This window comes from Mesorhizobium alhagi CCNWXJ12-2, from assembly GCF_000236565.1.
Taxonomy (GTDB): domain Bacteria; phylum Pseudomonadota; class Alphaproteobacteria; order Rhizobiales; family Rhizobiaceae; genus Allomesorhizobium; species Allomesorhizobium alhagi.
On the sequence record NZ_AHAM01000141.1, the window covers coordinates 1 to 20,972 of the forward strand.

Genomic DNA, 20,972 nt, shown 5'->3' on the forward strand with positions numbered 1-20,972 from the left:
CGCCCTTCGAGGTCGCCAGATCCTGCTCGAACTCGGACGCGTTCATGTGCTCCTTGCCGCGGCGGTAGCAGATCGTCACCTCTTCGGCGCCGAGCAGCTTCGACTGGACCGCGGCGTCAATCGCCGTCATGCCGCCGCCGATGACGACGACGCGGCGGCCGACCGGCAAATCGGACAAGTCCTCAGCCTGTCGAAGGGCGGCGATGAATTCGACCGCGTTCACGACGCCGTCGGCGTCCTCGCCCTCGACACGAAGCCCGTTGATGCCGCCAAGGCCCATGCCGAGGAAGACGGCATCGTAGGTCTTGACCAGGTCCGGCAGGAAGTAGTCGCGGCCGAGCGCCTTGCCCTCGACCACGTCGATGCCGCCGATGGCGGTGACGTAGTCAACTTCTGCCTGGGCGAAATCGTCGGTGCTTTTATAGGCGGCGATGCCGTATTCGTTGAGGCCGCCGGCCTTGGGCCGTGCCTCGAGGATCGTCACATCGTGGCCGTAACGCGCAAGCCGATGGGCGCAGGCGAGGCCGGCCGGACCGGCGCCGACCACGGCGACCTTCCGGCCTGTCGGCTGGGCGCGCTTGTAGAACTGCTTTTCCATCGCCATGGCGACATCGGTGGCGTAGCGCTGCAGCCGGCCGATCTGAACCGGCTTGCCCTCGGCCATCTCGCGCACGCAGACCTCCTCGCACAGCGTCTCCGTTGGGCAGACGCGCGCGCACATGCCGCCGAGGATATTCTGGTCGAAGATGGTCTTGGCCGAGCCGAGCGGATTGCCGGTGGCGATCTGCCGGATGAACAGCGGGATATCGATCGAGGTCGGGCACGCATTCATGCATGGCGCATCGTAGCAGAAATAGCAGCGATCCGCCTCGACCAGCGCCTCGTGGCGGTCGAGCGGCGGATGCAGGTCGGAAAAATTCTCGGCGTATTTTTCGGGCGAAAGCCGGTCTCCGGCTATGCCTTCCTTGAACTGGCCTTCCGGCATCGTGCAGTTCCCCTTAGCTGGCTTTGTCGCTGGCTTGTTTTTCAGGAAGGCTAGCACGTTTTGATTTTTTATCAATCGGTCAAATATTGAAGAGGGCTTAATATGGTTTGCAAAAGACCGCCAAACGTCTGAGATAAATCCTCCTCAGCTTGCCTTCCGAGCCGCAAGGCCACCAGATTCTATCTGGAGAAAGAACAATGAGCAGATTTCCGAAGATTTTGGACCAAGAGGAGCAGGAACTCATCGCTTTGAGCGAGGAGGACGGATGGGTTTCAACCGGCAACACCGAGGAGCAGCGCGCATTCTGGCAGAAGGTGGCGCGAGACACCCTCGACGGCGAGCGGCAGCGCATCTCGATTTCGATCCCCAAGCGCGATCTGGCCAAGTTAAAGACCCGGGCCGCCGAAGAGGGCATGCCCTATCAGACGCTGATCAATTCGATCCTGCACAAATATGTCGAGAGTTGAGCGGGCAAAGTTTGAGCTCAACTACTAATCCCGCTCACCTTCGACTTCCAGAAGTTGGCCTCCAAGCTCACCTGCTCTCACGGTCCTCAGATGATATTGGACCTTAAGGTGTTGTCCCTTGTGCCGGCGTTCTACGATGCACGGCGGGCTTGCTACTTTTGCTGCATTCTTGAGAGCCGCCGAGATCCCTGTCTGAATGCCCAATTTATCGACAAGCCGGTGGCGGAAGATCCAACCGGATATCAATTCTGCGAACAAAGTATCTGAGATAGTGGACATCGATCTCTCGCTGGTTCGGGACGAAGATCAGAACACGCGAACCGAGCGTAGCAAAATCACTACCGTTCAGTCACCCCCGCATGCGCTCCAGATTGGCGTCGAAGAGCGGGGCAGGCTGGATTCGGGCGGGATAGCGCTTGCCGAGCAGTTCGATCTCGAAGCCGCCGCTTTCGTCGGCGATCTCCTTCGGCACATAGCCCATGGCCACCGACGCCTTCGAGCCATGGGCGTAGCCACCGGAGGTGACCCAACCGCGCACTTCGCCGGAAAACCAGATCGGCTCGTCGCCGATGACGTCGGCGTCGTCGGTTTCGACGATGAAGGCGCGGAGCCGCAGCCTGCCGCCCGATGCGCGCTCGACCAGAGCGCCGGCCTCGCCTATGAAATCGGCATCCTTCCCATAGGCGACGAAGCGGTCGAGCCCGGCTTCGAGCGGACCGTAGATCGGCCGGTATTCGCGCGCCCAGGAGCCGTAGTTCTTCTCCAGCCTGAGCGCGTTGAGCGCCCGGGAACCGAACAGGCCGATGTCGAACTCTTCTCCCGCCGTCATCAGGCTGTGGAACACGGCGCGCTGGTATTCCGGCTCTACCCAGATTTCGTAGCCGAGATCGCCGGTGTAGCTGACGCGGCCGACAAGGCAGGGAGCCATGCCTATATCGAGCTTCTTCACATCCATGAACTTGAACGCCGCATTGGAGACGTCCGCGTGCGTGACCTTCGCCAGCAGGTTGCGGGCGTCAGGTCCGGCGATCGACAGTCCGGTGAGTTTCGCGCCTAGCGCCTCGACGGTCACCGAACCGTCCTTCGGCAGGTGCTTTTCGAACCAGCGCATATGATACTGCTCGGCGATGCCGGAGCCGGCGATGAACCACTCCCGGTTGCCAAGTCTCGCCAGCGAGAAGTCGCCGATCAGCTTGCCGTCTTCCTTCAGCATCGGGGCAAGCGTCATGCGGCCGGGCTTCGGCAGCTTGCAGGCAAGCATCTTGTCCAGCCACGCTTCGGCGCCCTGCCCCTTCACCCGGTATTTGGCGAAGTTCGATATTTCGGAGAGGCCAACGCTTGTCCGCACGGTCCGGCATTCATTCGCCACGTGCTCGAAATCGGTCGAGCGCCGCCACGAGAAATCGTCCTTGACGCCTTCGGGCGCGAACCAGAGCGGCACTTCGAGACCGTAGGACACGCCCCATTGCGCGCCCTTGGCGGAAAGCAGGTCGTATATCGGCGTGGTCTTCAGCGGCCGGCCGGCGGGCAGTTCCTCATTGGGAAAGCGGATGGAAAAGCGGCGCGAATAGTTTTCGCGCACTTTTGCGTTGGTGTAGGTCATCGACGCCCAGTCGCCGTAGCGCGAGACATCCATCGCCCAGATGTCGGCGCCCGGATCGCCCTGGATCATCCAGTTGGCGAGCGCCAGGCCGACGCCGCCGCCTTGGGAGAAACCGGCCATCACCCCGCATGCGACCCAGAAGCCAGGCAGGCCGCGCACCGGCCCGACCAGCGGATTGCCGTCGGGCGCGAAGGTGAACGGGCCGTTGATGATCTGTTTTATCCCGGTGTTCTGGAACGCCGGGAAATGGCGGAAGCCGACTTCGAGCGACGGCGCGATGCGGTCGATGTCCGGCTCCAGCAACTCGTGGCCGAAGTTCCACGGCGTCTCGAATTCCGACCAGGGCTTGTTGGCCTTCTCATAGGTGCCCATCAGCATGCCGCCGCGCTCCTGGCGCAGGTAAAGCTCGCCGTCGAAATCAATTGCGTGGATGATCTCGGTACCGGTTTTATCATTCCAGGCCTTCACCTCGGGCATGTCCTCCGTAATGAGGTACATGTGCTCCATGGCGAGCACCGGCAGTTCCAGCCCGACCATACGGCCGACCTCGCGCGCCCACAGGCCGCCGGCATTGACGACATGCTCGGCAACGATCTCGCCCTTGTTGGTGACGACGCGCCACTTACCGTCGGGCAGGCGGACAATGTCCTCGACCTTGGTGAAACGCTCCACCTCCGCGCCGAGCGCGCGGGCAGCCTTGGCATAGGCATGGGTGACGCCGGACGGGTCGAGATGGCCGTCGACCACAGTGCGGACCGCGCCGACAAATTCCTTCGGGTCGAGCAGCGGCATGATCTCGCCGGCTTCGCTCGCCGAGATCTCCTCAAGTTCGATGCCGAGATAGCGGCCCTTGGCGACGAGGCCGCGCAGCCAATCCATGCGCGCCTGCGTGGCGGCAAGCATGACGCCGCCGGTCAGGTGCACGCCGGTCGCCTGGCCGGACAGCGCCTCGATCTCCTTGTAGAGCTCGATCGTGTATTTCTGCAGCTTGGCGACGTTGGGATCGCCATTGACCGTGTGCATGCCGCCGGCGGCGTGCCAGGTCGAGCCGGAGGTCAGCTCGTCGCGCTCCAGCAGCACGACATCGGTCCAGCCATGCTTGGCCAGATGGAACAGCACAGAGCAGCCGACGACGCCTCCGCCGATGACCACGACCTGGGTGTGCGATTTCATATTTTCTCTCGGTGTTCAGTGGGTTGAACGGGTTTTGGGATTCAGGATGGGAGGGAGATGATTCAGGATGTGAGGAGCCATGCGGCCGTCTTGAGGCTGCACATGCCCCCTCCACCGCCTTCGGCGGTCCCCCTCCACCGCTTCGCAGGGGAGGAACTGGCGTCGCCGCTGATCCTCCCCCGTTTACGGAGGAGGGGGACCATGCGAAGCATGGTGGAGGGGGCGCGGTTAGTCGAACAAACCGCACGCCTCACGGCTCCCCCGCCCCGATCTCTTCCTTGCGTTTCGCCACATAGGCTTCCATCTCCTCGCGCACCGAAGCGTCCATGGCCGGCTCGACATATTCCTCCAGCGCTTTCTTCCATACGCGCGTGGCTCGGGCGGTGGCGTCGAGGCCGCCGGCCTCCCGCCACGCCTCAAAGTTATGCCAATTGGAGAGCAGCGGCTGGTAGAAGGCGGTGGAGTAGCGCTCCAGCGTGTGCTGCGCGCCGAAGAAATGGCCGCCGGTCGGGACGCGGCCGAGTGCGTCGAGCGCCAATTCACCTTCATTGACTTCGATGGGTTTCAGGAACTCCATCATATGCTGGATCAGCTCGACGTCGATGATGAACTTCTCGAAGGACGCGGTCAGCCCGCCCTCCTGCCAGCCTGCGGCGTGGTAGACGAGGTTGCCGTGGCCGAGCACCGCGCCCCACAGCGCCATCATGGTTTCGTAGGCGCCCTGCGCGTCGGCCGCGTTGGAGGCAGAGCCGGGTGTCGTACGGTAAGGCAGGTTGTACCTGCGCGCGAGTTGGCCGGACGCGATGTTAGCCTTGGTGTTTTCCGGCGTGCCGAAGGCCGGCGCGCCCGAGCGCATGTCAACGTTCGAGGTGAAGGCACCATACATAACCGGCGCGCCGGGGCGGACGAGTTGGGTCAGCACCACGCCGAACAGCGCCTCGGCGTTCTGCTGCGCAAGCGCGCCGGCGAGCGTCACCGGGCTCATGGCGCCCATCAGCGTGAACGGCGTGACGGCGACAGACTGGCCGTGTTCGGCCATCGCCATCAGACCGTCCGACATGAACTCGTCGTAGCGCCGCGGCGAGTTGACGGAGATGACCGTGGTGACACCAGGGTCGCGCGCCAGTTCGTCCAGCGTCAGCCCGCGCGAGATCGCCATCATCCTGACGCCGTCCAGCGCCCTGCCCCGGCCGATCGCCGAGACGTGGAACGCCTTGTCGGTCAGGGTGAGATTAGCGAAATAGGTGTCGAGATGACGCGAATTGGCTGGCAGCTCGACCGGCGCGCAGACCTGGTTGCCGATCAGGTGAATGCAGTTGAAATGCTGCGCCAACCGCACGAGGTCTGAATAGTCGCGCAGATTGCCGGCACGGCGGCCGCGTTCCATGTCATGGACGTTGGGCGGGCCGGCGACGAGAGTAAAATTGATCGTGTCGCCGCCGAGATGGATCTTTCGCTCGGGATTGCGCGGCGTCAGCGTGTAAGTCGGCCGGATGGTCTTCAGCGCCTGGTCGACGAGACCACGGTCGAGCCAGACGGTTTGCGTCGCATGGTCGACCTTCGCCCCAGCCTTCTCGAAAAGGGCCAGAGCGCGGGAACTCATCAGCTCGATGCCGAAATTTTCCAGAATGTGCAGCGAGGCTTCGTGGATGGCCTCGATCTGGTCGTCGGACAGCAGCGCCATCGGCGGATACGGATTGCGCACCCGGCGCAGCGGCAATTGCGGAATGGCGGCTGGTCCGCGATTGTTGGTCCGCTCGGCGCCGCGCTTTCGTCTGGGTTCGGTCATGCTCGCATCAATACGCCGCCTGGGCAGGCCCGCTGCCAAAAATCCGGCATCAGCGGACGCGATTTTAGCCAGAGCGTCATTGCTGGGCGGCGATGAAAACGAAAGCGTCGTTGGGCGTCGCATTATTGATATTGCGCGGCGATCAATCCGGCAGCCGGCGCCTGGTTAAGGAATGCCGCAAGATTCCCTTTATGTTTTCAGCCTAATGCTTCGCCGATGCATGCATCGGGTTTTAGTAAAGTTGTACCGATCGCCGCCCTCGCGCTGGCGCTTTCCGCCTGCGCGACCGCACCCAGCCACATCAACAATGTCTGCGCCGTGTTCGAACAGAACGACGGCTGGTTCAACAATTGGCATCGCGAGGCCAAGCAGGCCGAACGCAAGCACGGCGTGCCCGTTCCCGTGCTGATGGCGACGCTTCGCAAGGAATCCGGCTTCAAGAGCAACGCCAGGCCGCCGCGCACCAAGCTGCTCGGCTTCATCCCCTGGAAACGGCAATCGAGCGCCTACGGCTATTCCCAGGCGCTGGACGGCACATGGGCGCAATACAAGACCGAGACCGGCAATTTCGCCGCCCGCCGCAACAGCTTTGCCGATGCGGTGGATTTCGTCGGCTGGTACCATTCCAAGACCGCCGACACATACGGCGTCGCCCGCAACGACACGTTCAATCTATACTTGGCCTATTACGCCGGCTGGGGCGGCTATAAACGCGGCGATTGGCGCAGCAATGCCAGCCTGCAGCGCTACGCCCGCGACACGGAAGCAATGGCGCAGAAATACGTGTCCCAACTGGCACAGTGCCGTTAGGCAATATCCGAAAGTCACAACCTCGGATCGGTCCTTAGCGGGGCCTCCTGCCGAACACCTTGATATATTCGGCCTCGCCGCCCTTTGCGAGCGCCTTGGCCTGGCGCACCCAGTCGTCACGTTCGATGCGGCCGGAAAAATTCAGATATCCGCTGACCCAGGCGCGTTCGGTCTTCTTCCACGCCGCAATCTGCGCATAGGTGTAGATGCCGAGTTCGTTGAGCAGGCGCTCGATCTTGGGGCCGATGCCGGAAATAAGCTTCAGGTCGTCAGGTTGGGCCGGCCTTGCAATCCCCGCAGGACGGCCTCTGTCAACGGCAGCCCGGGCAGGTTCGGCCGGCATCTTGCCGGACGGCTTCGGAGCAGCCTTGGCGGGTTTAAGTTGCGTGGCGACACGAGGCGTTTTCGCGGCTGGCGCCTTGGCGCCTGATTGAAGCGCGGCAAGGGAAGCGGGTGTCGCTTTCGTCGCTGACGCCGGTTTGGCATTTGCTTTGGTCGAAGGCTTGGCCCGCGCGGTCTTCGCGCTGCCCGACTGGTTAGGCGTCTTTGGAGCACGGCCGGTTGCATCCTGCGCGCGCTCTTCCACCGTCTCCTCGAAGGCCGAGGGCACGTCGGCGTCGTCAGCCTGCCTGCCCTCGCCGACCTGCAGTGGACTGGCGGGAAGCGCCGAGGAAGGATCCGACGGGTCGATGTCGGCGCCCTGCCCGCCGCGATCGTCGCGAACCTCCTCGCGGCGCGTGCGCGCCTTGGCCTCGGCTTCCCGAGCTTCGGCGCCAGCCATGCCGGCTTCGGGCGTTGCGGTCTTGCCGTGCGGACGCTGCGGCGGCCGGCCGGCAAAGCCCGGATCCGCGCCCCGGCCTTCCGGCCGCTGCGGCGTGTCGGCGGGAACGGCGTCCGCTACGGGCGCGTGATCGTCACCGCCGGAGAAGCTGATCACCGGCTCCATCGTCGCCAGAACGTCGTCGTCGAGCCAGCACAGGCTGCGATGCCCGTTGCCGAGATCCTTGAACGGCGGCAACTGCGTCTCGCAGAGATTGTCCGGAACGAGATGCTTGCGCGGGCAGCGGGTCTGGAACGGGCAGCCCGAGGGTGGGTTCATGGCCGAGGGAATGTCGCCTTCGAGCACGATGTGCTTCTTGACCACGCTGGTATCGGCGATCGGGATCGCCGAAAGCAGCGCCTCCGTATAGGGGTGGTAGGGCGGCGAGAAAATCTGGTCGGTCGTGCCCTGCTCGACGATGTGGCCGAGATACATGACGACGACGCGGTCGGCGATGTAGCGCACCACTGACAGATCGTGGCTGATGAACAGCATCGTCGTCTTGGACTCGCGCTGTATGTCCATCAGGAGTTCGGTAACGGCCGCCTGCACCGAAACGTCGAGCGCCGAGACCGGCTCGTCGGCGACCACCACCTGCGCGCGGCCGGCGAAGGCGCGCGCCACGCCGATGCGCTGTTTTTGTCCGCCTGAAAGCTGCCGCGGCATGCGCTCGGCAAAAGCGCGTGGAAGCTTGACCAGGTCGAGCAGTTCCAGCATGCGGTTGCGCCGCTCGGCGGGGTTCCTGCCGACGCCGAACTTTTCGAGTGTGCGGATGATCTGAGAGCCGACCGAATGGCTTGGGTTGAGCGTGTCGAACGGGTTCTGGAAGACCATCTGGATCGACGAGACGGTCTTCACGTCGCGGTCCTCGATCCCGATCGACTGGATTTCGCTGTTGCCGAGCGTGACCGTGCCGGAGCTTGCCGTCTCAAGGCCGAGCAGCACCTTGGCCAAAGTCGACTTGCCGCAGCCGGATTCGCCGACGATAGCGACGGTCTCGGATTCGCGCGCCTCGAAGCTGATCGCCTCGTTGGCCTTGACGACGCGGCCCTCGCCGCTGCCGCCGAAGATTTCGTTGGCGGCGACCTTGTAGTACTTCTTCAAGTCGTTGATCTTGAGCACGGGCGCGCCGGGCGTAACCGGTTCCTTGTGCGTCCTGGCGCCTTCCGGCACCGCCGACCAGTCTATCTCGTTGAAGCGCACGCAGCGGCTGAAATGATTGTCGTGGCCTTCGACCGGAATCATCGGGATCTCGGCGGCGTTGCAGACGCCCTCGACGAAATGGTGGCAGCGCGGCCCGAAATTGCAGCCCTTCGGCCGCTCATGCGGCAGCGGGAGCTGACCGGGAATCGAGATCAGCGGCCGTGAATTCTTGTCCGCGCCGGGCAGCGGGATCGAGCGGAACAGCCCCTGCGTATAGGGGTGGCGCATGCGATCGAACACGTCCTTGATGTTGCCAGTCTCGACCGCCTCGCCCGAATACATCACGGTGATGCGGTCGCAGGTTTCGAGGATCAGGCCGAGATTGTGCGACACGAAGATCATCGACGTGCCGAACTCCTTGCCGAGCCCCTTGACCAGTTCGACGATGCCGGCCTCCACCGTCACGTCGAGCGCGGTCGTCGGCTCGTCGAGAAGCAGCAGTGCCGGTTTGGACAGCAACGCCATCGCGATGACGATGCGCTGCTGCTGGCCGCCCGAAAGCTGGTGCGGATAGGATTTCATCATGCGCTCGGGGTCGGGCAGCCGCACCGATTTCAGCATTGCGAGGGAACGGTTGTAAGCTTCCTCCTTCGACGCCTTGTCGTGGAGCAGCGGCACTTCCATCAACTGGCGGCCGACCTTCATGGCCGGGTTCAGGCTCGCCATCGGCTCCTGGTAGATCATCGCGATCTTGTTGCCGCGGATCGCCTGCAACTCCTCCTGGGACATATCGCCCATATCGCGGCCCTGGAATTTTATCCGCCCGCCGACGATTTTGCCGATGTTTGAAAGGTCGCGCATGATGCCGAGCGAGACCGTCGACTTGCCGCAGCCGGATTCCCCGACGATGCCCATCGCCTCGCCGGGCATGACCGTGCAGGAAAAATCCATGACGGCCGGTATCTCGCCGCGCCGCGTGAAGAAGGAGATGGAGAGGTTCTCGATTTCGACGATCGGTTCGGTGGGATTCCTGACAGCCTCGTTCATATCGATTCTCCGTCAGTCTTTCATCGATTGTTCGCGCAGAGCGTCGGCGAGAAGATTGAGCCCCAGCACGAAGGACATCAGCGCGACCGTCGGCGGCAGCGCCGGATGGATATAGGAGCGCAGGAGCCGGCTGGCATCCTTGATCGCGGTACCCCAGTCAGGGCTTTCCGGCGCCAGCCCCAGGCCGAAATAGCCGAGCGTACCCAAGAGGATGGTTGTATAGCCGATGCGCAGGCAGGCATCCACGATCAGTGGTCCGCGTGCGTTGGGCAGTATCTCCCACAGCATGATGTACCACGGGCTTTCGCCGCGCGTCTGGGCCGCGGCGACGTAGTCGCGCGTCTTGATGTCCATGACCAGGCCGCGAACAATGCGGAACACGCCCGGACTAGACGCAAACACCACGGCCACGAAGATGTTGAGCTGGTTCGGCTTGATCGACACGATGCCCAGCGGGTCGGCGTTGAATACCAGGCCGGCATAAATCCAGCCGCCGATCAAAAGCGTCAGGCCGATCTGGATGTAGACCCGGTCGGGGCGGTTCTTGAAACGTGTGTAGAACAGCGCGGAAAAGAAGATGATCGGGAACAGGAAGAACAGCCCGGCCATGCCGTAGGGGATCGGCGTCTCCATGATGCCAGGGGTCACCAGCAGGTAGAAGAGCAGGATGACGGGGAAGGCCAGCACCAGATTGGCCAGGAACGAAAGCACCGAATCGATGCGCCCGCCATAGTAGCCGGCAGGCAGCCCGAGCGTGATGCCGACCATCAGCGCGAAGGCCGTGGCCGCCGGCGCGATGATCAGCACGATCTGGCTGCCATAAACCATGCGGGAAAACACGTCGCGCGCCAGCTTGTCGCCGCCGAACAGATAGGCCTGGCCGGATGCGGCGTCGATCGCGCCCGGCAGCGCATCTTTCATGATCGGTATCTGCGCCAGCGGATTGAAGGGCGCGATGGTTCCGGCGAATATCGCCGTAAACAGCCAGAAGAAGCATATGCCGACGCCGACAATGCCGACGCCCGAATCGAACAGCTGCCCGTAGAGACCGAGCTTCTTCTTGTAGACGAAGCTCGCCCCCATGATGATCGCCAGCGCCAGCCAGACCGGCCAGAAGCGGGCGAGAACGCCGAGAAAAATCTGGAATCCCCCGATATACTCCATGCCTACTGCACCCTTATGCGTGGATTGAGATAGGCGTAGCCGACATCCGAGATCAGCTGCGTGAACAGCACCACGAACACCGACACGAGCGAGCAGCCGAGCAGGAGGTCGATGTCGTTGTTGCCGGCGGCTTCGACCAGCGTGAAGCCAAAGCCCTGGTAGCGGAACATCACCTCGACGATGACGACGCCGGTCAGGAGCCACGGAAACTGCAGCATGATAACCGTGAACGGCGCGATCAGCGCGTTGCGCAGCGCGTGCTTGATGACGACGCTGCCGAAGCCCAGCCCCTTGAGCCTGGCCGTGCGGATATATTGCTGCGTCATCACCTCGACCATCGAGGCCCGGGTCATGCGGGCGATGTAGCCGATGCCGTAGATCGCCATGGTCATGACGGGCAGTGTGAAATTGTAGAAGGTGATGCCTTGCCCGGTGGCCGACGCGGCCGAACCGTTCAGCCAGCCGAGCCACGAGGCGAAGATGACCGTGAAGATAACGCCGGAGACATATTCAGGCGTGGCGGTGGTGGCGATCGACGCCACGGAGAGACTTCGGTCCGTCCGGGTGCCTTCTCGCATCCCCGCAAGAATGCCGATGAGCAGCGATATGGGCACCATCGTCACCATTACCCAGAACATCAGGATGCCGGTGGCGCCGAGCGCTGGGAACAGCTTCGCGGCGACGGTGGTCTTGAATTTGGTCGAGCAGCCGAAATCGCCCTGGAGGACGCCTGAGAAGCGGGTTTCGGCGGGCTCGTTGCAATAGGTGAAGCGCGACACGGCCTCGCCGGTCGCGGGATCGATATTGGGATATTTGGGCCAGACGCCGAGCCATTGGCCGTAGCGCACGAAGAAGTTCTGGCGGTAGCCGTTCTTGACCAGCCAGCTTTCGATATGCTCGTCCGAGGAGCGCATGTCGAGCTGGCTGATCGACAGCTTGCGCAGGTTCGGCTCGAGATTGATCATGAAGAACACGACCATCGTCAGGCATAGCATGGTCAACGCCATGGTGCCCAGCCGGCGCAATATGAAAGCAAGCATGTTCGCCCCCTGCCAGTCGGGTTGGGGTCAGATGCGATCAACCCGGGAGAGTGTGGAGGGGAGCACGAAGCCCCCCTCTCGACAACAGGTAAAGATCAAGCCTCGTCCAGCCAGACCTTGCCGAAATCATGCTCGAACGTCGGGTGCATGCCGTGGTTCTTCACGGCCTCGACCGAGTGATTGTAGAGCTTGCGCCAGTATGGCTGGATGATGATGCCGGAATCCTGAAGGATTTTCTCAATGTCGGCCATCACGACCTTGCGCTTCTCGGCGTCGGCGATCGAGAGCGCCTCGCCGATCTTGGCGTCGAGATCCGGATTGGAGTAGCCCGCCTCGTTCCAGGCCTCGCCGGTGCGGTAAGCGATCGAGATGACCTGGATGCCGAGCGGCCGCATGTTCCAGTTGGTCATCGAATACGGATACTTGGTCCAGTCGTTCCAGAAGGTCGACCCCGGCAGAACCGTGCGCTTGACCTTGATGCCCGCCTCGCGAAGCTGGGCGGCGATGGCATCGCCGGTGTTCTTGTGCCAGTCCTCGTCGACCGTGATCAGGTCGTGCTCGAAATCCGCCTGTCCGGCTTCGGCCATCAGCGCCTTGGCCTTTTCCATGTCGCGGGCGATCTTCGGCAGTTCGGCGTATTCGGGATGGATCGGGCAGACATGGTGGTTTTCGGCCACCTCGCCGGCATTGCCGTAGCCGAGCTGAAGCACGACCGCATTGTCGACAGCGAGCTGAAGCGCGTTGCGGACCTTCTGGTCGTCATAGGGCTTGTTGGTCACGTTGGTGCGCGCCACGATGGTCGAAGCGGTCACCACTTCCGAGGTGATGGCGCCGACGCCTTCGAGGATCGAAACATAGTCGGCGGTCGTCTCGTGGTTGGTGTGGACCTCGCCGGCTTCGTACGCCGAGACCATGGCCGAGGGATCGGTGCCGTAGTCGATGAACTCGACGCCGTCGAGCATGACCTCGCCACCCCACCAGGCGCCGTTCTCGCGGCGCTTGTAGACCACCTTCTGGCCGACGTCGTAGGAGACCAGCTCGAAGGGGCCGGTGCCAATCGGGTTCTGCGCGAAATTGGCGCCCGTCTCGTCGAAGGAGCGATGAACGACCAGGCCGGGATAGTCGCACAGGTTCGGGATAAGTCCGATGTCCGATTTGGTCAGGGTGAGCTTGACCGTCGAGTCGTCGACCTTGGTGACCGAGCCCTCGCGCAGCTTGCCGGAAGCCTCGTCGACCAGCGTGCCGAGGCGGCCAGGCATGGAGTTACCCTCGGCGCTCTTGTCGGCCCAACGGGTGAAATTGAAGATCACATCGTCGGCATTGAACGTGTCGCCATTGTTCCAGGTGACGCCCGGGCGGATCTTCAGCGTGTATTCGGTCGCGTCGTCGTTCACTTCCCAGCTTTCCAGCAGGTAGGGTTCGAAGGTGAAGTCGCGCGTATATTTGACCAGAGGCTCGAGCGTCTGGCGCTCGGCGTTGGCGATCTCGGACCAGTCTGCGGTGCGCGGATCCTTCGGATCCTTGACCGACATCGCAACCTTCAGGACGCCACCTTTCTTGGGGGTTTCCTGGGCGGCGGCCGGCGTCGGCGCAGCAAGCCCGATCATGCCGTAAGCCATCGCCGTCGAGGCGCCGAACACGCTGGCCATCGCAAGAAATTCGCGGCGATCTACCCCGCCCGCCTTGGTGCTTTCCGCCATCTTGACGATGTGATCCGGAACGCGATCCCCATTACTTTTGTAGAACGTCATCACAAACTCCCATTGTTGGCTTTCTGCCGATTATCATTCCGCATCCGGCCAAACATGTCAAAAGGAGGCCGGGTTGGGAACCCCGCTGCGGAATGTGCAACTTTGATCGGGAGGCGGTTCGCGCGAATGCGACAATCTTGGCGCAAAATTGCTAATGCGCGACGGATTCGTCGGAAATTTTTTGTCAAATTAAACTGTGACATTCGCGTCGGTTCGGACAGCACCAGAACGGCTCGCCCATGATGCCAACACGGCCGCGGGACGCTATCCGGACGAAACCCCGGGTTGAAAATTGTCTCCCGGCGCCGCGGCAAACTCTCACCGGGGTCCTGTCCCGTCCCGCTTTGAGAAGCTATACTGAAGCTATTGTTGTGTTATTGTTACGTCTGTTCATGGCAACGGCATTCGGAGGGGAATATGTCACTGCACGCGGCTCGTAGTTTTTCTGCTTTCCTTTTCCTCTTCTTTTCATGGCTGTCCCCAGCTTTTGCGCTAGATGCCAGAACGGTCGTGACGACCGAGAACCAGGACTATTTCGGCTTCGATCTGAGATCCGAGCAGAACGTCACGCTCGACCAATGCAAATCCACCTGCCTTGGCGATTCGGCCTGCCGCGCCTTCACCTACAATACCAAGGCGAAATGGTGCTTCCTGAAATCGGACTTCGCAACGCTGAAGCCGTTCAACGGAGCCGTCGCCGGCAAGATCGTCAAGATGGGCAGCGATCCCGATATCGGCGCGCCTCCGGAACTGACCTTCCTGCCCAAATGGCTGATAGAGGAAGCTGCGCGCTATCGCGACCGGCTGACCAATGGAATGAATGCGATCGGCGAGGAAGGGCTCGCCGGGCTGACCGAGGCCGGCGAATACGCCATGCTGACCGGCGATCCGCGTGCCGCCGCCCAGAATTTCCGGGCGGCAATCGCGATTTCGCCCGACGACGGCCGGCTGTGGCTCGGTCTCGCCCGCGCGATCATGATCCAGCCGGCGGCAGACAGCGCCAAAACCGCCAACCGCGAGCGCGACTTCACCGACGCGGCGCTGAATGCCTATAAGCTTCTGCGCACCGCCGCCACGCGCGCCGAGGCGCTGGCCGTGCTCGCTGTCGGCCTCGACCGCCGCGAAATCTATCGCCCCTCCCTGCAGGCCTACGAAGCGAGCCTCGCTTTGGTGAATTCGGCGGAGGTCCGGGCCGAGTACGAAGATCTGAAGGCGCGCAAGGGCTTCCGCGTCGTCGATCATTCGATCGACGCCGACAGCGCATCGCCGCGCGTCTGCGCCCAGTTTTCCGAGGAATTGGTCAAGACCGGCGTCGACTACGCGCCTTTCGTGATGATCGACGACGCGGCCCCCAAGGCGGTCGAGGCCAAGGACCGGCAGATCTGCGTGGAGGGCCTGGAGCACGGGCGCCGCTACCGCGTGGCGTTCCGCCCCGGCCTGCCGGCCGCCATCGGCGAGGTCATCGAAGCGCCGGTCGTGCTCGAAGTCTATGTCCAGGACCGCGCGGCGTCGGCCCGCTTTACCGGCGACAGCTTCGTGCTGCCTTCCTCCGCCCGACGCGGCATCCCGCTGGTCACCATCAATATGGAAGCGGCCGATTTGAAGCTGTTCCGCATCGGCGACCGCTCGCTCGCCCAGCTTCTCACCGGCTATCAGTTCCTTCGCCAGCTCGATGGATACGACATCACCAACATAGCCGACCAGATGGGCGAGCCGATCTGGGAAGGCGAGATCGAGATCGCCAGCACGCTCAACAAGGAGGTCACCACTTCCTTCCCGGTCGACGAGGCGCTGCCGAACCGCGAGCCCGGCGTCTATGTGCTGACCGCGCAGCCCAAGGACGACTCGCGCGACACCTGGGAATCGCGCGCCACGCAGTGGTTCGTCGTTTCCGACATCGGCCTGTCCACCTATACCGGCCAGGACGGGCTCAACGTCTTCGCCCGCTCGCTGGGATCGGCCAAGCCGCTCGCGGACATCGAACTGACACTGCTTGCCCGCAACAACGAGATACTCGGCACCGCCACCACAAACGCCGAAGGCCGCGCAATGTTCATGCCCGGCCTGACCCGCGGCGACGGCGGCATGGCGCCGGCCGTGCTGACGGCGAGCCAGGGCGAGAAGGATTTTGTCTTCCTCGACATGACCCGCGCCGGCTTCGACCTGTCGGATCGCGGCGTCATGGGCCGCGCGGCGCCAGGCGCGCTCGACATCTATGCCTGGACCGAGCGCGGCATCTACCGCGCGGGCGAGGAAGTGCATGTCGCAGCCCTTGCCCGCGACGATGCGGCAAAGGCGGTGGAGAACCTGCCGCTCACCTTCATCTTCTCGCGCCCCGACGGCGTCGAGGATCGCCGCATCGTTTCCGACGGCGCCAATGCCGGCGGCCATGCGGTCGACCTGACGCTTTCGCCCAACGCCATGCGCGGCACATGGACGGTCAACATCCACACCGACCCGAAGGAAGCAGCGGTCGCAAGCCACATGTTCCTGGTCGAAGATTTCGTTCCCGACCGCATAGAGTTCTCGCTCACCAGCGACACCGACGAGATCGCCGCAGGCGAGACCGCCACCGTCACTGTCGACGGCCGCTTCCTCTACGGCGCGCCGGCCGCGGGCCTTGCGCTGGAAGGCGAAATCACGCTTTCCACGATGCGCGACTGGGAGCGCTTCAAAGGCTATTCCTTCGGCCTCGCCGATGAGCAGGAAGGCGACGCCACCCGCATCCCGCTGGCCGGCCTGCCGCTGGTGGGCGATGACGGCAAGGCCACTTTCCCGGTCCAGATCGACCAGCTGCCTTCGACGACGCGGCTGCTCAACGCCGAAGTGACGGTACGCATGCGCGAGAGCGGCGGCCGCGCGGTGGAGGAATCCACCGACATCGAAATCCGCCCGACCGGCGCGATGATCGGCATCAAGCCGGAATTTTCCGGCGAGGTTCCGCAGGCCTCGAGCGCCAAATTCAGCGTCATCGCCGTCGATCCGGACGGCAATCGCGAGGCGCTGGCCGGGGCCGAGTGGTCGCTGGTCAGGGTCGAGCGCAACTACCAATGGTACCGCAGCGGCAACTCCTGGAACTACGAGCCGGTGACTTTCACCAAGGCCGTAGCCAACGGAAAGGTCGATATTCCGGCCGACGGCACGGCCGAAGTGGCGGTCTCCGTCGACTGGGGCCGCTACCGGCTGGAGGTCGAGACTGCCGATCCGGCCGGTCCGGCGACAAGTGTCGAATTCGAGGCAGGCTGGTATGTCGAAGCCTCGTCGACGGAAACGCCGGATGCGCTCGAGATCGCGCTCGACAAGGCTTCCTACGCCGCGGGCGAGACCGCCAGGCTTCAGGTTTCGCCGCGCTTCGCCGGCGAGCTTCTGGTCACGATCGGTGCAGACAAGCTGCTGACCACGGTCGCTGCCTCTGTTGCCGAAGGCGGCGCGACCGTCGATATCCCCGTCGGGGCAGACTGGGGTGCGGGCGCCTATGTCACCGCCACGCTCTACCGTCCCGGCGAGGCGCAAGAATCGCGCATGCCGGCCCGCGCCATCGGCGTGAAATGGCTGAAGGTCGATCCCGGCGCGAAAAGGCTCGCCGTCGCGATGACCACGCCCGAAAAGACATCGCCGCGCCAGACCCTGTCGATCCCGGTCGCCGTGACCGGCGCCGCTTCGGGCAGTGACGCCTATGTCATGGTCGCCGCCGTAGATGTCGGCATACTGAACCTGACCGGCTACAAGACGCCCGATCCGGAAGCCTGGTTCTTCGGACAGCGCCAGCTCGGCCTCGAACTGCGCGACCTTTACGGCCGGCTGATCGATGGCTCGCTGGGGGCAGCAGGAAAGCTGCGCACAGGCGGCGACGGCGCTGCAATGACCGCCGAGGGTAGTCCGCCGACCGAAAAACTCGTCGCCTTCTTCTCCGGTCCCGTAAAACTCGATGCCGAGGGCAAGGCGACGGTCGATTTCGACATACCGCAGTTCAACGGCACCGTTCGCGTGATGTCGGTCGCCTGGACGAAGGAGGCTGTCGGCCATGCTTCGGCCGATGTGATCGTACGCGATCCGGTGGTCGTAACCGCCGGCCTGCCACGCTTCCTCGCCCCCGGCGACGCTGCCGTAATGCGCCTCGACATCGCCAACACCGACGCGCCGGATGGCGACTATTCACTCGCCATCGAAACCACCGGCGATCTTTCCACCGGCAGTACCGCGCTGCCGGACAAAGTCCAGCTGACGGCCGGCAAGCGCCAGACGCTGACCGTTCCCCTCATCGCCCAGACTGTGGGGGATGCGGGCATCACCATAAGGCTGGCCCATGCCGGCGGGCTGACGGTCGAGCAGAACCTCTCGATTCCCGTCCGCCCGGCAGCGATGCCGGTCACCACCCGCATGGTCGTCGATCTCGGGCCGAACGGCAGGAGCCTGCGCGTCGATCGGGAATTGCTGGCGGCAAGCCTGCTTCCGGGCGCCTATGTCAGCGTCGGCGTTTCGCCGGCCTCGGCCTTCGACGTGCCTTCGCTGCTGATGACGCTCGACCGCTATCCCTATGGCTGCGCCGAGCAGACCACCAGCCGCGCACTGCCGCTGCTCTATGTCAGCGAGCTTTCGGCTACCGCCGGCATGGAAGTGGACCCGGCCCTGCGCGGGCGCATCCAGGACGCGATCTACCGCGTGCTCAACTACCAGTCCTCGTCGGGCAGTTTCGGCCTGTGGTCGCCGGGTTCAGGCGATCTATGGCTCGATTCCTACGTCACCGACTTCCTGACCAGAGCGCGCGAGCAGAATTACGACGTGCCGAACCAGGCCATGCAGCAGGCGCTGAACAACCTTCAGAATTCGCTATCCTACGATATCAACCTGCAGGATCGCGGCAGCGAGATCGCCTATGCGCTCTATGTGTTGGCGCGCAACAAGAAGGCCTCGGTCGGCGACCTGCGCTACTATTCCGATACGCAGATCGAGGCGTTCTCCAGCCCGATGGCGGTCGCCCAGCTTGCGGCGAGTCTCGCGCTCTACGGCGACGCGCAGCGCTCGCAATCCACCTTCACGGCCGCGCTGCAACTGGCCAAGTCCAATGTCGACCACAATTACTATCGCTCCGACTACGGCTCGCGGCTTCGCGACGGCGCGGCCATGCTGGCGCTGGCGGCGGAAAGCCGCCCGATGCCGGCCGTGGTGCCCGAGCTCATCAAGCTCGTCTCGACCGAACGCCGCGCGGCGTCCTACACCAGCACCCAGGACCAGGCCTGGATGCTGCTCGCCGCCCGCGCCATGAAGGCCAACAGCGAGGCGATCAGGCTGACGGTCAACGACGCACCGCACACCGGCGGCTATTCCGGGCGTCTGACCGGGACGGAGCTGCTCGACAACCCGCTGGTCATCGCCAATGCCGGCCCCGACCCGGTGCAGGCGGTAGTCACGACCGTCGCCGCGCCGGCACAGCCTTTGCCCGCCGGCGGCGACGGCTTCACCATAGAGCGCACCTACTATCGCCTGGACGGTACCGAGGCCAACGTCACCCAGGCAATGCAGAACGAACGCTTCGTGGTCGTGCTGAAAGTCGAGGAACTGAGCGACTGGGCCTCGCGCGTCCTTGTCACCGACTTGCTGCCTGCCGGTTTCGAGATCGACAATCCGCGCCTGGTGTCGAGCGCCGACCTTGCCAGCTTTTCGTGGCTCGCCCGGACGGAAGCGGCGCATCTCGAATTCCGCGACGACCGCTTCGTCGCGGCGTTCAACCGGGAGCAAGGCGGCGACCGCTCCGTCACGGTCGCCTATGTCGTGCGGGCAGTGACGCCCGGCGTCTATGCGCACCCGGCGGCGAATGTGGAAGACATGTACCGCCCGCAATTCTCGGCGCGTACCGCGACGGGCATGATGGAGGTCAAGGCGCCGTGAGGTGATCGGTTGTAAGTGAGGACTCAGGCAGTGCTCTACGTTGCCCCCCTCTGTCCTGCCGGACATCTCCCCCACTTGGGGGGAGATTACGCCATTATTGACGAAGGCTCTCAATCTCCAACGCAGTTAAGGCTGGCGAGGCATTGCGGCCGGCCGATCTCCCCCCTTGTGGGGGAGATGTCCGGCAGGACAGAGGGGGGCAACGTAAGGCGCAGGCTTTGCCGGCGTGGTGATCACAACGGCGAGGTCACAGCGTGACTCGCCTGCGCAAAATGGTCATCGGTGCCGCCGTACTGTTTGGCGCTACATCCGCCGTCGCATTGGGATTGCTCCAACTCGACCGCGCCTTTCCGCCTCCGCTGCCTGAAAAGCTCGTCGTCTCGACCGAAGTCGTGGACCGCGACGGCGCATTGCTGCGCGCCTTCGCCACCCCGGATGGGCGCTGGCGGCTGGCCGCGAGCCTCGATCAGGTCGATCCGCAATTCGTCGAGATGCTGATCGCCTATGAGGACAAGCGCTTCCATGAGCATAGCGGCGTCGATCCGCTGGCGCTGCTGCGGGCGGCGGGGCAGTTCGCCGGCAATGGCCGCATCGTCTCCGGCGGCTCGACGCTCTCCATGCAGCTTGCCCGGCTGACCGAGCCGCGCGCGAGCCGCAGCATCGCCTCGAAGCTGCGCCAGATCGCCCGCGCCGTCCAGGTCGAGCGGCGGCTGACCAAGCGCGAAATCCTCGAGCGCTATCTGACGCTGGCGCCCTATGGCGGCAATCTCGAAGGCGTTCGCGCCGCTTCGCTCGCTTATTTCGGCAAAGAGCCGAAGCGGCTCACGGTTTCCGAAGCTGCGCTGCTCGTCGCCTTGCCGCAACTGCCCGAAAAGCGCAGGCCAGACCGCCATCCGGAGGCAGCGCATGCCGCGCGCGACCGCGTGCTTTCCCGCATGGTGGCGGCTGGACTGCTCGGCGACAGGGAAGCCGCGCGCGCTGCCCTCGAGGACCCGCCGGGTAGGCGCCTCGCTCTGCCGGCTCTCGCCGCTCACGCAGCCGATGCCACCATGCGCGCCACGCCGGAAAAAACCCGCCATCAGTTGACGATAAAGAAGAGCGTACAGCAGGGGCTGGAAGCGGTCGCGCGCGACGCGGCGGCAAAGCTCGGGCCGCGAATTTCCGTCGCCATGGTGCTAGCCGATGCCCGCACCGGCGAAATCCTCGGTGAAGTCGGATCGGCCGATTATTTCGACGCCAGCCGCTCCGGCTGGATCGACATGTCGAAGACGCGGCGGGCGCCCGGCTCGAC

General features: G+C 63.8%; 11 protein-coding genes. 4 read left to right on the plus strand and 7 right to left on the minus strand.

Annotated features, from left to right (window positions below):
* Nucleotides 1–985: NAD(P)-dependent oxidoreductase (locus MAXJ12_RS16985; protein ID WP_008837159.1), on the minus strand; the 985-nt coding region annotated here is incomplete at its 3' end.
* Nucleotides 986–1,182: 197 nt separating this feature from the next.
* Here MAXJ12_RS16985 and MAXJ12_RS16990 point away from each other — a divergent pair.
* Nucleotides 1,183–1,452 (plus strand): DNA-binding protein, encoded by a 270-nt coding sequence (locus MAXJ12_RS16990; protein ID WP_008837160.1) that lies wholly within the window; start codon nucleotides 1,183–1,185, stop codon nucleotides 1,450–1,452.
* Nucleotides 1,453–1,801: 349 nt separating this feature from the next.
* On the opposite strand, the gene MAXJ12_RS16995 is transcribed toward MAXJ12_RS16990, so the two are convergent.
* Together MAXJ12_RS16995 and MAXJ12_RS17000 are read right to left on the minus strand one after the other, a co-directional pair.
* Nucleotides 1,802–4,228, minus strand: coding sequence for a GcvT family protein (locus MAXJ12_RS16995; protein WP_008837161.1), 2,427 nt, complete (start codon nucleotides 4,226–4,228; stop codon nucleotides 1,802–1,804).
* A gap of 250 nt (nucleotides 4,229–4,478) precedes the next feature.
* A complete protein-coding gene (locus MAXJ12_RS17000; RefSeq protein ID WP_008837162.1) occupies nucleotides 4,479–6,017 on the minus strand; it encodes a trimethylamine methyltransferase family protein in 1,539 nt (512 codons plus the stop codon).
* A 216-nt stretch (nucleotides 6,018–6,233) separates the two neighbouring features.
* Between MAXJ12_RS17000 and MAXJ12_RS17005 the strand changes: the two genes are divergently transcribed.
* On the plus strand, nucleotides 6,234–6,827 hold the full coding sequence (locus tag MAXJ12_RS17005) for a transglycosylase SLT domain-containing protein (protein WP_008837163.1): 594 nt from the start codon (nucleotides 6,234–6,236) through the stop codon (nucleotides 6,825–6,827).
* A gap of 34 nt (nucleotides 6,828–6,861) precedes the next feature.
* Here MAXJ12_RS17005 and MAXJ12_RS17010 read toward each other — a convergent pair whose 3' ends face one another.
* The 4 genes from MAXJ12_RS17010 to MAXJ12_RS17025 form a co-directional block, all read right to left on the minus strand.
* On the minus strand, nucleotides 6,862–9,837 hold the full coding sequence (locus tag MAXJ12_RS17010; protein WP_008837164.1) for a dipeptide ABC transporter ATP-binding protein: 2,976 nt from the start codon (nucleotides 9,835–9,837) through the stop codon (nucleotides 6,862–6,864).
* Nucleotides 9,838–9,849: 12 nt separating this feature from the next.
* On the minus strand, nucleotides 9,850–11,001 hold the full coding sequence (locus MAXJ12_RS17015) for an ABC transporter permease (protein ID WP_008837165.1): 1,152 nt from the start codon (nucleotides 10,999–11,001) through the stop codon (nucleotides 9,850–9,852).
* A gap of 2 nt (nucleotides 11,002–11,003) precedes the next feature.
* Nucleotides 11,004–12,041 (minus strand): ABC transporter permease, encoded by a 1,038-nt coding sequence (locus MAXJ12_RS17020; protein WP_008837166.1) that lies wholly within the window; start codon nucleotides 12,039–12,041, stop codon nucleotides 11,004–11,006.
* A 95-nt stretch (nucleotides 12,042–12,136) separates the two neighbouring features.
* Nucleotides 12,137–13,792 carry an ABC transporter substrate-binding protein gene (locus MAXJ12_RS17025; RefSeq protein ID WP_008837167.1) on the minus strand — a complete coding sequence of 552 codons (1,656 nt, stop codon included), beginning with the start codon at nucleotides 13,790–13,792 and terminating at the stop codon, nucleotides 12,137–12,139.
* 417 nt (nucleotides 13,793–14,209) lie between these two features.
* Between MAXJ12_RS17025 and MAXJ12_RS17030 the strand changes: the two genes are divergently transcribed.
* Both MAXJ12_RS17030 and MAXJ12_RS17035 read left to right on the plus strand, forming a co-directional pair.
* Nucleotides 14,210–19,681, plus strand: a complete 5,472-nt coding sequence (locus MAXJ12_RS17030; RefSeq protein WP_040586573.1) for an alpha-2-macroglobulin family protein — start codon at nucleotides 14,210–14,212, stop codon at nucleotides 19,679–19,681.
* A gap of 272 nt (nucleotides 19,682–19,953) precedes the next feature.
* Nucleotides 19,954–20,972 (plus strand): transglycosylase domain-containing protein (locus tag MAXJ12_RS17035; RefSeq protein WP_193364357.1); only part of this gene is annotated, 1,019 nt, incomplete at its 3' end.

Bases quoted from the DNA above. Each gene is read 5' to 3' on its own strand.
- MAXJ12_RS16990 (WP_008837160.1), top strand. From the start codon at position 1,183: ATGAGCAGATTTCCGAAGATTTTGGACCAAGAGGAGCAGGAACTCATC.
- MAXJ12_RS16995 (WP_008837161.1), bottom strand. From the start codon at position 4,228: ATGAAATCGCACACCCAGGTCGTGGTCATCGGCGGAGGCGTCGTCGGC.
- MAXJ12_RS17000 (WP_008837162.1), bottom strand. From the start codon at position 6,017: ATGACCGAACCCAGACGAAAGCGCGGCGCCGAGCGGACCAACAATCGC.
- MAXJ12_RS17005 (WP_008837163.1), top strand. From the start codon at position 6,234: ATGCATGCATCGGGTTTTAGTAAAGTTGTACCGATCGCCGCCCTCGCG.
- MAXJ12_RS17010 (WP_008837164.1), bottom strand. From the start codon at position 9,837: ATGAACGAGGCTGTCAGGAATCCCACCGAACCGATCGTCGAAATCGAG.
- MAXJ12_RS17015 (WP_008837165.1), bottom strand. From the start codon at position 11,001: ATGGAGTATATCGGGGGATTCCAGATTTTTCTCGGCGTTCTCGCCCGC.
- MAXJ12_RS17020 (WP_008837166.1), bottom strand. From the start codon at position 12,041: ATGCTTGCTTTCATATTGCGCCGGCTGGGCACCATGGCGTTGACCATG.
- MAXJ12_RS17025 (WP_008837167.1), bottom strand. From the start codon at position 13,792: ATGACGTTCTACAAAAGTAATGGGGATCGCGTTCCGGATCACATCGTC.
- MAXJ12_RS17030 (WP_040586573.1), top strand. From the start codon at position 14,210: ATGTCACTGCACGCGGCTCGTAGTTTTTCTGCTTTCCTTTTCCTCTTC.